Source organism: Hymenobacter arizonensis (assembly GCF_900115775.1).
In the GTDB taxonomy this organism is placed as follows: domain Bacteria; phylum Bacteroidota; class Bacteroidia; order Cytophagales; family Hymenobacteraceae; genus Hymenobacter; species Hymenobacter arizonensis.
This window is the reverse complement of the sequence record NZ_FOXS01000002.1, coordinates 443,469-455,532: the sequence shown is the minus strand read 5'-3', so window position 1 is coordinate 455,532 and position 12,064 is coordinate 443,469. Positions and strand designations below refer to the sequence as shown.

The window sequence follows — 12,064 nt, the reverse complement described above, 5'->3', positions numbered from 1 at the left end:
ACATCCAAGCCACCACAGAAGCAGTAAGGGGAAGAAGGTTTTTGGCACTAGCATAGGAAATGTCCGGCCAGTTAGTGCGCCTGCAGCCAGTTGTTGCCGGTGCCCACTTCCACTTCCAGCGGCACGCCGCGGGGCAGCAGCAGGGCGGTTGTCATCAGCTCCTTGATTTTGGGGGTGATAAATTCCACTTCCTCTTTTACAGCGTCGAACACCAATTCGTCATGCACTTGCAGAATCATGCGGGTCTGGAGCTTCTCCTCGCGCAGCCAGTGGTAGATGTTAATCATGGCCTTCTTGATGATGTCGGCGGCCGTGCCCTGGATGGGAGCGTTGATGGCGTTGCGCTCGGTGTAGCCGCGCAGCGTGGCGTTGCGCGAATTGATGTCGCGCAGGTAGCGGCGGCGCTTGAGCAGCGTTTCTGCGTATTCCAGCTCGCGGGCCCGGTTGATGCTGTCGTCCATGAACTGCTTCACCGACGGGAATTCCTGAAAATATGTCTCGATGATGTCGGTGGCTTCCTTGCGGCTGATGCCGATGCGCTGGGCCAGGCCGAACGCCGAGATGCCGTAGATGATGCCGAAGTTGACGGTTTTGGCCTTGCGGCGCATCTCGCTGTCGACTTGGTCAATCGGCACTTTGAATACCTTGCTGGCGGTGCTGCTGTGCACGTCGATGCCCTGGCGGAAGGCCTCAATCATGGTTTTGTCGCCCGAGAAGTCGGCCATGATGCGCAGCTCCACTTGCGAGTAGTCGGCCGCGAGTAGCACGTGCTGGTCGTCGCGCGGCACGAAGGCTTTGCGGATTTCCCGGCCCTTTTCCGTGCGGATGGGGATGTTCTGCAGGTTTGGGTTGGTCGATGACAAACGCCCGGTAGCCGTCACGGCCTGGTTGAAGTTGGTGTGCACGCGGCCGTCGGCCACGCACACCAGCTGGGGCAGGGCTTCCACGTAGGTCGAGCGCAGCTTGGTGAGCTGGCGGTACTCCAGAATGAGCGCCACGATGGGGTTATCGGCGGCCAGTTGGCTCAGGACTTCCTCCCCGGTGGCGTACTGGCCGGTTTTTGTTTTCTTGATTTTGCCCTTGCCGATGTCCATTTTGTCGAACAGCACCTCGCCGAGCTGCTTGGGCGACCCGATGTTGAAGGGGCCACCGGACTCGGCAAAAATCTGCGTTTCCAGCTCCGAGATGTAGCCCTGCAGCTCGGCCGAGTACTCGTTCATGGCGTTGGAATCAATCCGCACGCCCTCATACTCGATGCTGGATAGCACGGGCACCAGCGGGTTCTCCACGTCATTAAGCAAGTCCAGCAGGCCCAGGTCTTTGAGCATGGGCTCGAATACGTGCTTGAGCTGCAGCGTCACGTCGGCGTCTTCGCAGGCGTAGTCTTTCACCTCAGCCGGTGGGATGTCGGCCATGGTTTTTTGCTTCTTGCCCTTGGGGCCGATGAGGTCGATAATCGACACCGGCGAGTAGTGCAGGTAGGTTTCGGCCAGCACGTCCATGTTGTGGCGCATGTCGGGCTCGATGAGGTAGTGGGCCAGCATGGTATCGAAAAGCTGCCCGCTCACCTCCACGCCGTAGTGCCGCAGAATGGTGAGGTCGTACTTCACATTCTGCCCGATTTTCAGAATATGCTCGGCCTCGAAGAAGGGGCAGAACTCATCCACAATGGCCTGGGTGGCTTCTGGGTCTTCCACCGGCACGGGCACGTAGTAGGCCTCGCCCGGCATCCAGCAGAAGCTTAGGCCCACGAGCCGCGCCGTCATGATGTCCAGCCCAGTGGTTTCGGTGTCGAAGCTGACTTCGGTTTGCTGCAGCAGGAAGCCGAGCAGCGACTTGCGCAGCTCCGGCGTGTCAATCAAATGGTACTGGTAGGGCACGTCTTCCAGGCGCTTGCGCGGGCCGCTGGGGGCGCCATAGCGGCCGGTTTCGCCTTCTTCAGCCCCAGCGGCGATGGCGCCATCGCCGGGATTGCCAAACAGCGAGGATTGGCCGTCGGCCGCTGCTTTGGGGCGCCGCGCGCCGGTGGTGCCGGGCTTGGCTACGCTGGCCGGAGTGCGCGTAGGGCCGCCCCCAAGCACGCGGGCCGCTAGCTGCCGAAACTCCAGCTCGTCGAACAGCTCTCGTAGCTTGGCTTCGTTGGGCGCATCCAGTACTAGCATGTCGGGCTCGAAGGGCAGGGGCACGTTCACATGAATAGTAGCAAGCTCCTTGCTCATCAGGCCCTGCTCGGCGAAGTTGCGCACATTCTCCTGCTGCTTGCCCTTGAGTTGGTCGGAATTGGCAATCAGGTTCTCGACCGAGCCAAACTGCTTAATCAACGCCTTGGCCGTCTTCTCGCCAATGCCGGGAATGCCGGGAATGTTGTCGGAAGCGTCGCCCTGCAAGCCCAGAATGTCAATCACCTGCTCCACGCGCTCAATCTCGAAGCGGGCCAGGACGTGGTCGACATCCAGGATTTCGGCCGCGTTGCCCATAAAGGCGGGCCGGTAAATCTTGATTTGCTTCGTCACCAGCTGGCAGTAGTCCTTGTCGGGCGTCATCATAAACACCTCGAAACCTTCTTTCTCCGCGTTTTGCGCCAGCGTACCAATCACGTCATCGGCCTCGTAGCCCGGCATCATCAGGATGGGGATGTGGAAGGCCTCGATGATTTTCTTGATGTACGGAATGGCAATGCCGATGTCCTCGGGCATGGCTTGGCGCTGGGCTTTGTACTCGGCAAACTGCTCGTGGCGAAACGTTTTCTTGGCCGCATCAAAGCACACGCCAATGTGCGTGGGCTTTTCCTTTTGCAGCACCTCCACCAGCGTGTTGGTGAAGCCGAGCACGGCCCCGGTGTTCATGCCCTTTGAGTTCACACGTGGGTTTTTGCTGAACGCAAAGTGCGAGCGGTAAATAAGGGCGAAGGCGTCGAGTAGAAAAAGCTTCTTGGGAGCGGTGGGAGCAGCGGTATCGGTCATGGTAGGCGAAAGTACGTAGCTTACTTAGGGCGCGGCTAAAATGCCGACCTTAGAGACGCATATTTGCACCTTAGCCTTTGCTTCGCCAAAGCAAAAGGCGTTTTGTTCTTAGCAAGAAACACAACCACGTGTCTCTACAGTGCCGGTTTCACGTCTAGCACAAAGCTGGCGCTGCCCGAGAGGCCGCTATCCGACAGGCCCTGCAGCACCACAAGGTAGCGCCCTGCCTGGTCGCCGGTGTAGAAGTCTAGCGTCTGGGGAGAGGTGCTTGTCGCAACGTTAGGATTCCAGTATAGGAGGTTGCGGAGGTCAGGCAGTCGGCTCTTCGCCGCATCTGGGGTGTCGTAGCGCGGGGCGTAAAATTCACGCTGGCGCTGCACGCCCTCGTATTCACGCACCAGCACCTGTGGGTCGAGCGGGAAGCCTTCGAGGTTGCCTTTGTACGTGGTGAAACTCACAATTCCGTTGTACATGGAGGTGCCGTGGAAGTAACGGCTCTCTAATACATCCAGCTTCTGAATTTTCAGCGGGTTCATGGCCATCATCTTGTTAATGTTGAACACGGGCACACCGTCCAACAGCACCATGGGGTTCTCCTCCAACACTGTTTTATTCAAGTTGTCGACCACCAGCAGGTGGAAACCGTCTTTTCGGATGCGAACAACGACCTCTGGTACATATTCACGCAGCACCTCTTCCAACACCTTGAAGCGCGTGTACTTATCCAGCAGATACGTAGCGCTGGGCTTTCCAAAAAAAGCCATGCTGTCGACCCGCTCCGCGGCGTATAGGTTACGGTACTTGCCCGAAAATACATTCTGTACTTGGGCCTGCAGGTGTCGTTTTAGATAGTCGGACTGGTAGCGACTTGTAAGACCAAACGGCGGTAATTGCCTGGTAGCATATCGGTCCGAAAATGGGCTAAACAAAGTAATTGCGCAAGTGCTGTCCTGCCGAGGGTCGGTTTGAACCACCACGTTGTCAGTGCCCACAAAACGGTTCAGTTCAAAGTGCACCAAGCCTTGGGCATTGCTTTGAGACGTACTCAGCTGGACTAAGCGGCTAGGCGTCGAGAGGAAGGCTATAATGCCCTCCCGGGGCTTGTTGGAGCCGGCCTGCGTGAGCCGGGCCTGCATAATTGGACCGTACGGTTCGGGCAGAAACTCAAACGGCTTGGGCACCGCCAGCACGTCCTCCCACTTGAAACGGCTCCAGCCCTGCGTGAGCATCAGGTTGTCAGTAGATTCGGCGGCTTCTGGGCCCGTAGCCGTGAAATAATACTCCGGATTCTCCACGCTGCCCTGCAAGTCAGCCGCGAGCCAGAGGTAGCGGTCAATGGCCAGGCCAGTGGTGGCGGCCAGTGAATCGAGCCGGTACACGGCCATTGACAGATTGGCTGGGGCCGGCGTCTGCTGGTCGGCTGTGGCTACCTGCACGCTCACTTTTTCACGGGTGCCATACTGCGGCTTGTCGGCGCGGGCCGATATAGCGAGCCGGCGCTGGGGCACCCGAAAATATAGTCGCTCACAAACGGGCTTGCGCTCGGCGTTGAACAACGTAAGGTGAGAAACCCCCTCTAATAGCTGGCTCTTGTTGATGAGAAACCTAGCCTTACCATTGATTAGCTGCAACGGCGCCGTTAGGGCAATATTTTGCCGCGAATGGCCTAGCAAGTACAACGTTTCCGGCCGGTTGCTGGTAGCGTCTACTGAGAGCGTGAGCTGGTCGGGGCCAGTGTTGTCGAGGCGCATCACGTAGCCTTGTTCGTAGGGCCGTGGCAGCTCGCGCGACAGCACGCGGTTTTTGCCCAGCGTCACCGTTGCGGTGTACGTGTCGGGGCCCGCTGCGGGCGTAAACGAGAAGGTGCCCATGCCCTGCCGCAACGTCTTAAATGTGGCCACTACCGCGCCGCTTTGGTTCAGCACCTTTCCTTCGGCGGCCACTCCACGCCCGGTTTTGTCGGTTACCTTAAAACCCACCCGGCTGCGCAGGCCGCGCACGAGGTTGCCGCCTTCCGGAAAAAAACGAGCGTCGTAGCTAGCCGAGTCCCGGTTGCCGGCACCCGAAGCCGCAAATGTGTTGATGATGGTAACGGTGCTGTGGAAGTAGGCTTCGGGGCCGAAATTCTTCATCGAACTAGTGTAGGCCCGCACCGTGTAGCTGCCCGCTGCCAACGAGGTAGGCAGCACAAACGACCCCTGTCCCATGGCCTTTTGTAGCGCCACCTTACCCTGCAGCACCGGCTGGTTGGCGGCGTCCAGTACTTCCACGTAGGCCACGCTGTTCAGCGCAATGGGCCGGGAATAGGTGCCGTCCACGGCGTATACCTTAAACCACATGGTTTCGCCGCACAGATACACGGGTCGGTCGAGGTGCAAGAATAGCTTCTCATGCGGCGCCCGCTGCTGGTAACGGGCCAGCTGGCGCGTGACTCCACCCAGCGAGTCAAAGGACGTGGTTTGGGCCCTGACAGCCCCGGTAGTGGCCAGGCTACACAGCCCAGCCAACAAATGGAGAATAAAGGTGTTAAAACCCGGCTTGGGCGCCGTTTTCTGCTGTGTTGAAAAGAACACCGAAAGGTAGTAACCCATATGCTTCACGAAAACCATTACCAAAAGCTAGGCTTAACTGTGGTGCCACGTGTGCGGCAATCAATACAATCGCGGGATTGAGCGGTGTAGCCTATCAGAATTGAAATTCTATTGTTTATGCCCTCAATGGGCAGGTAATCTTTGTTGGTGAAGGCGTCCTGCAAAATGCGCGCAGGATTGGGTGGCGGAGGGTTAGGCCGGTCGATAAATACACTGTCGGGAGGAATACAGCTTTCATATCCCGTCTGGACGGGCCAGGTGCGCGGCAACTCTCGTCGGCTAATGAAAATTCTTTTCTCCGTGAGCGAATGAGCCCCAACGTATCCCAAGGCAAGGTCAGTCTCGCTGGTCAAAGAGCGCACGTTGCCGGTGAGTTGAGCCGGCTGTGGGTCGAAGAGAGAACCAATGCTTTCGGTGTTTCTGCGCAATAGCTCCCAATAGGCGTATTCTTCTTTGGTCAGGGCGTGCTGTTGCACCAAAACGCTGTAACGAGTATTCAGCAAATTCGAGGTGGTGAGCAGTTGCCGCACCCGGAAGTTAGCCACCACGTCCCGGGTCAGGGCCGTGGTTTTGTCTATTAGCACGGTGGTGGACCGGGCATTGCTCCAGCACAACAGGGGATAAGGCACCGCAATGCTGCGCATCATGCCACCGACGTATTCCACAACGGGTCGGTAGGGCGGCGTAATCTCCCAAGTTTCGTCATATTCCCAACGGTAATACTGAGTTGCGTTTGCGTCGTCGTGGGTGTCGACCAAAACATCGAGGCCCGCGTTAGTGGTGCGCCAACGCACATCGTCGATAGGCGGAGTGGTCTTCACGGGCACGTACTCCGAAACGTACTCTTTGCCCCCCGCCGTATTTAAATGCAGCCGGTACTTTCGGGCAGTATTCAGTACCAGTGCGGTAGAAATGTAAGTGCCTGCCACGGTTTCAAATAACATAAATCGCGCACCGGCTTCGTCTTCAATGTAAACGGTGGCTCTGGTTTCGGCAGGCGGAGCCGTTTTTGAGGCAATTGCATACGTTCGCGAAAGCCGGATAGTCGTCACGCCCTCGCTATTGAGAAACCCGTCCACCACTAAGTAGTTGGGCGGCGAACTGGTTGCCTCGGGTAGGTAAGGGTCTGTGCAGCCGGCTAGCAGCGCTAGCAGGCTCCCAAGCAGCACCCATTGGGGCCAAAAGGAGGAAGCAGAGATGGTGCGCATCTAGAATTTGAAATTATAAGTGACGCTAGGAATGGGAGAACCAAAAACGGCCAGTTGGTAGCCTTTAATCTGCCCGTTTACCGACTTGAAATAGATGGAGTAAGGGTTGCGGCGGCCCAGGATGTTGTACACGCCCAACGTCCAGGAGCTGTGGGCCAATTTTTTTACACGGTGGCCCCCTTCGATGTTCACACCAAAATCGGCGCGCACGTAGTCGGGTACGCGGTAAGCGTTGCGGTCCGAGTAGAACACACGCAGCGAATTGCCGGCGTAGAATTTGGCCAGCGGCAGCGTAATGGGCCGGCCGGTGCTGTAGGTAAAATTGAGCGACGTGCTGAAGCGGCGGCTGAAACGGTAGTTGCCCACTAAGGTCACGTCGTGAGGCTTGTCGAAATTGGTGGGGTAGTAGCGTCCGCCGTTAATCATTTCAGCCGTGGTGGCAGCATTTACTTGCACCAGCGAGCGCGAATACGTGTAGCCCACCCAGCCATTGAGCTTGCCGGTGAGCTTTTTCACAAAAAATTCCACGCCGTACGCCTTGCCTTCGGCGTTGATGATGTCCGTTTCGATGAGGCGGTTGAGCACCAATGTGGCGCCGCTTTTGTAGTCCACAAAATCGCGCAGCGTTTTATAATAGGTCTCCACCGATGCCTCAATGGTGTTGTCCTTGAAGTTGCGGTAATACCCCACCGACAGCTGGTCGCCAATCTGAGGGCGCACGTTGGCGTCGCTGAGTTTCCACACGTCGGCCGGCGACACCGAAGCCGTGTTGGTAAGTTGGTGAATGTACTGGCGCGTGCGGGTGTAGCTCGCTTTCATCGAGGATTTTTCGTTCAGCGAGTAGCGCATCGATACGCGGTATTCAGGGCCATGGTACTTGGCCAGCACCTTGTTTGCGCCCACCCGAACGGTGTCGATGATGCTGGCTTCGGTGCGCGACTCGCCCGGCGCGTACTGGTACACATCGCGCGGTCCCAAGGCCTGAAACAGGGAATAGCGCAACCCCACCGACAACGAGAGGCGTGGCGTAATGTCGAACCGGTCCGACGCATATAAGGCACTTTCCAAGGCCCGTTCCTGGGGCAGCACATTGGGCTGCACCAGCGAGGCCTCACCAAGCGGCGTGAAGCTGCCTGGTGCAATGTTGTAAAGCTGCGAAGTAGCCCCAAAGTCAACCGTATGCCGCGAGTTAGGGAAATAGCTGAAGTCGGCGCGCAGCCCGCCTTGGTTGATGGCGTACTTCAACTGCGAGGCCGATACCCTGTTGCTGCTGCTGGAGATGTCGTAATCGTAGTGGCTGAAAGTGCCCGTCAGCACGCCGTAGAGCTGGTTGTTGAAGCTGTGCCGCCATTTCAAGGTCGCGGCTTGGTTAGTGTAGCGGTAAGTGGTGTCGCTGGCCAGCCGAAACTTGTCGGTGCTGAAATAACCAGTCGCGTACACCGAGTTTTTCTCGTTGATTTCGTGGCTAAAGTGAGCCGTGACGTCGTAGAAAGAAGCGGCGCTTTGGCGGAAGTTTTTATCGGAAAGCCGGCGCAGCAGCCAGTCAGAATAGTTGGCCCGGCCGCTAATGATGAAAGCGCTTTTGTCTTTCACCAGCGGGCCTTCCAGCGTGAGGCGGCTGGTAAGGGGCCCAATGCCGCCCGAGCCCGAGAACTTCTTTTTGTTGCCCTCGCGCGTGCTGATGTCCAGCACCGACGACAGGCGCCCGCCGTACTTCGCCGGGATGGAGCTCTTGTACAGCTCCACGCCCTGCAGAATATCGGGGTTAAAGGCCGAGAAAAAGCCAAACAAGTGCGACGGGTTGTAGATGGTGGCGTCGTTGAAGAGAATCAGGTTCTGGTCGGTGGCCCCGCCGCGTACGTTGAGACCGGTAGTGCCCTCGCCCACGGTTTTCACGCCCGGCAACGTCATGATGACGCGCAACACGTCGGTTTCGCCAAAAGCCGTGGGCACCTGGCGCATCGTTTTGATGTCGAGCTTTTCCAGGCCCATCTGCATGCCCGATATGTTCTTGTCCTTCTCGGCCTCAATGACAACTTCCTTCAACGTGATGATGTCCTCCTCGACCTCTATTTCCAGTTTGCCGTTGCCGCGCAGCTCCACTTGGCGCTTGGTGTTCTTGATGCCCACGCCCCGAATTTTGAGGTCGTAGCGGCCCGGCGGCAGCGTAAGCGAGTAGTAGCCAAACTGGTCGGTGCTGGCCCCCACGTTCGGCGACTCTGAGTAGATGGACGCGCCAATCACCGGCTCGCCCGATTTCAACTCCCGGATGTGGCCGGCAAGCGTAACGCGTCCGCTGCTGCCCGGCACCCCAATTTCGTACAGCTTCGCCTCGGACACGCTTATGTAGCGCGACCTGACCACGGGCCCCACGGGTTCTTCTATCTGGGGCGTCACGGGACCGTCGGGCTTGGGCTGATAAAATTCGCCCGGCAAGGCAGGGTTGATGCCCACGCCCGAGGTCACAAACACCCGGTTTTCGTCATCGATGACAAAGCGAAAAGGTGCGTTTTGCAAGGCCAGCTCCAGTACTGCCCGCACCGGCTGGTCTTGCACCTGCAAGGTCACGTAGAGGCTGTCTACAGCTTTGGGGTCGAAGAAAAACCGGAAGCCTGTCTGCGCTTCCACCTGGCTGGCGAACTGTTCAAACACCAGGTTATTGAAGGAACCACTTACTTTTTTTTCGGTTTGCTGCCCGTGGCCGGACAGGCCCATTAATAAGAATAAGAATGTAAAATAGGCCCGGTAGGCGTGTTTCATGAGCAGGCAGCAGTAGCAAAAGAGGTGATAGACATGGGTGGGTGAGCCCAGTGGTTAGCGCGGCGGCAAGCTGTTGTAATGGCTCGCCAGCTGGACCAAGGCATTTTCAAAGGCCGCTTTCTTGAAAGACAGCGGGTGGTTTTTTAAATATTCCTGCATTTCCTTGCCGCGGTCTGCAAACAAGCGCATGGCCGCCGATTTCCGAGAAACTGAGGCGTAGATGCCGGCTTTCTTGATAAAGAACGCATCTTTAGTTATAAACTCCACATCGTCAAACTGTCGCACTATGCGCTGCAGATGCTTGGTTCGTTTGGCCAGCACCTGTACGGTGCCGTCGAGTAATACTTCGTAAAAACCCGTGCGGATGACGCCCTTTCCGGAACTGTCGGCCAACAGCCGTGTAAACCGGTGCCCGCTAATGGAAAACTCGCGCACATTCTCGTTGATGAGGCTCAGGGTGAGCGGGCTTTGGGGCGGCGAAAGCACCACTTGGTCTAGCACCACATCGTACAATAACTGCACATTGGCAAAAGCATGTCCGTTGTAAAATGCGCTGCCGGGTTGCATGTCAGGCGATAAAAAAAACTGATGGCCCGTTTGTGCGTGGTACGCTTTCGAATAGTCTTTGTATTCGGGGCCGTTGTAAAGCTGCGGATGCACTGGAAATGCCTCTGCGTAGGCCTTGCTTGCGGAGGCAACCGACGCCGCAACATCCCCGGGATAAGGCTGCAGTTGGCTGAAAGCTGGAAAGGAGGCCGCCAAAAGGCTCACCATAAACAAAATTCCAACGCCTCGAGCAGTCATAGTAAGTAGAAATAGTAATTAAATCAAGATGTGAAGCTGGCCATCGCCCTTAAAGATATGCAGGCTGGCGATAATTAAGACCGATAAAAACCTCACCATATTGGTCTGTCCGCTGCAAAATCCGAGGACTTTGCCCTTGCAACAGCCAGTTGCTAGTTTCCTGAGGGCCGAAGCTTGAATTAGACCGGGGTGGTCTGAGGCAACTGTACAGAATTTTGGTTTACGCTAGGTATCAAATTGAGCAATGAATGTTGATTTTTTTTCACCCTTTTTCGGACAACTGAATGAAGAAAATATTCGCCCGCTTGTGTAAATGTTTCTTACTGAGGCTGCCCTGATTACTACCTCGCCTAGCCAGTGCTCAACCCAACGATATTGATAATGTCGACGGTACGCTGCTGTGCCCCGGCAGGCCCTACGTCTTTAGTTACACTAGAGCCTGTTATGCACTTGTGCCGAAATTTGGGGCATGGCAGCTGTTCGTACGTACCCCAGTGATGTAAAAGACGAAGAATGGGCGTTTGTGGCGCCCTATTTGGCCCTGATGCGCGAGGAAGCGCCGCAGCGCGAGTACCCCTTACGGGCGCTGTTCAACGCCTTGCGCTACTTGGCGCACACGGGTTGTCCCTGGCGCTACTTGCCCCACGACCTGCCGCCTTGGCCGGCCGTCTACCAGCAGTGGACGCGCTGGCGGGATGCCCGCGTGTTTGAGTCCATCGTGCACGATTTGAACGAATTACAGCGCGTGCTGCTGGGCCGGCCGGCTACGCCCTCGGCCATCGTGCTCGACGGCCGGACGCTTCAGAGCACGCCCGAGAGCGGGCACCGGTCCGGCTACGACGGCGCGAAGAAGCGCAAGGGCAGCAAGGCCCACATCGCCGTCGACACGCTGGGCCAGTTGCTGAGCGTAATCATCACCCCGGCCAACGAGCAAGAGCGGGCACAGGTGGGCGAATTGTGCCGCCAGGTGCAGCAGGTGACCGGGCAAACCGTGCAGGTGGGCTTCGTCGACCAGGGCTACACGGGCGAGGACGCCGAGTACGCGGCGGCCGTGCACGAGATTGACTTGCAGGTGGTGAAAAAACCAGCAGGCCAGACCGGCTTCGTTTTTCTTCCGCGTCGCTGGGTCGTCGAGCGCAGCTTTGCCTGGCTCAGCCGTTTCCGGCGACTAGGCCGCGACTACGAACGCCTCAGTGCCACGCTCCAACAACTGCATTTTGTCGTCTTTGCTTGTCTCATGCTCGCCCGACATGCCGCAAGTGCATAACAGGCTCTAGTTCGCTGAGCACCAACAACTGCGCGGTGAACTAGGCCGTAACGGGTGACACCGCTATATTAGCCAGCTCGACTACGGCCGGCACTATTCAGGTGTCATTTGCCGATGTACCGAGCGGCGCGGCGACAGTGCAAACTGCATATACCAACTGCGCCAGCCCCACGGCCAACGGCAGTCCCGGTTACTTACGGTCTACATCCGTTTCATCACCAACCAGCCGCTGGGGGCGCTCACGCTCAACGGTAGCCCGAACTGCAAAGTGGACTTCGGCAGCCCGTCCCCGGTGACACGGGAAGGCTCAACGGTCTTTGCTACCTGAAGTGCTCGTAGGGAGTGGCGCGCCTAGCCGCCAGCAAGTGCAGGTGCAGCACTAGCCAACCCACGCTTTTTCACGTTGGCGGCGGGTTGGTTTGGCGCCGCTATGTTTGCCGCAGTCAGTTTCCTCAGAAGCCTGCTTTGCGT

The 12,064-nt window shown here is 57.5% G+C and carries 6 protein-coding genes; 1 reads left to right on the top strand and 5 read right to left on the bottom strand.

From position 1 onward, the window contains the following. Positions 1–71 precede the first annotated feature (71 nt). From polA to BMZ66_RS08260, 5 genes are all read right to left on the bottom strand, one after another. Positions 72–2,963: a DNA polymerase I gene (polA, locus tag BMZ66_RS08280; protein WP_092671008.1), complete on the bottom strand. Its 2,892-nt coding sequence runs from the start codon at positions 2,961–2,963 to the stop codon at positions 72–74. Positions 2,964–3,097: 134 nt separating this feature from the next. Further along, positions 3,098–5,470: an MG2 domain-containing protein gene (locus BMZ66_RS08275; protein WP_143080113.1), complete on the bottom strand. Its 2,373-nt coding sequence runs from the start codon at positions 5,468–5,470 to the stop codon at positions 3,098–3,100. A 101-nt stretch (positions 5,471–5,571) separates the two neighbouring features. Then, entirely contained in the window at positions 5,572–6,762 is a 1,191-nt protein-coding gene (locus tag BMZ66_RS08270) for a DUF4249 domain-containing protein (protein ID WP_092671002.1), read from the bottom strand. Then, positions 6,763–9,522 carry a TonB-dependent receptor gene (locus BMZ66_RS08265; protein WP_092670999.1) on the bottom strand — a complete coding sequence of 920 codons (2,760 nt, stop codon included), beginning with the start codon at positions 9,520–9,522 and terminating at the stop codon, positions 6,763–6,765. 54 nt (positions 9,523–9,576) lie between these two features. Continuing rightward, a complete protein-coding gene (locus BMZ66_RS08260; protein WP_143080112.1) occupies positions 9,577–10,089 on the bottom strand; it encodes a hypothetical protein in 513 nt (170 codons plus the stop codon). A gap of 706 nt (positions 10,090–10,795) precedes the next feature. On the opposite strand from BMZ66_RS08260, the gene BMZ66_RS08255 reads away from it, so the two are divergent. Next, complete coding sequence (locus BMZ66_RS08255) at positions 10,796–11,593, top strand: IS5 family transposase (protein ID WP_092670993.1); 798 nt, start codon at positions 10,796–10,798, stop codon at positions 11,591–11,593. The last annotated feature ends 471 nt before the right edge of the window (positions 11,594–12,064 follow it).

Excerpts from the sequence above, each read along its gene's own strand:
- BMZ66_RS08255 (WP_092670993.1), top strand. The coding sequence starts at position 10,796 with ATGGCAGCTGTTCGTACGTACCCCAGTGATGTAAAAGACGAAGAATGG.
- polA (WP_092671008.1), bottom strand. The coding sequence starts at position 2,963 with ATGACCGATACCGCTGCTCCCACCGCTCCCAAGAAGCTTTTTCTACTC.
- BMZ66_RS08270 (WP_092671002.1), bottom strand. The coding sequence starts at position 6,762 with ATGCGCACCATCTCTGCTTCCTCCTTTTGGCCCCAATGGGTGCTGCTT.
- BMZ66_RS08260 (WP_143080112.1), bottom strand. The coding sequence starts at position 10,089 with ATGCAACCCGGCAGCGCATTTTACAACGGACATGCTTTTGCCAATGTG.
- BMZ66_RS08265 (WP_092670999.1), bottom strand. The coding sequence starts at position 9,522 with ATGAAACACGCCTACCGGGCCTATTTTACATTCTTATTCTTATTAATG.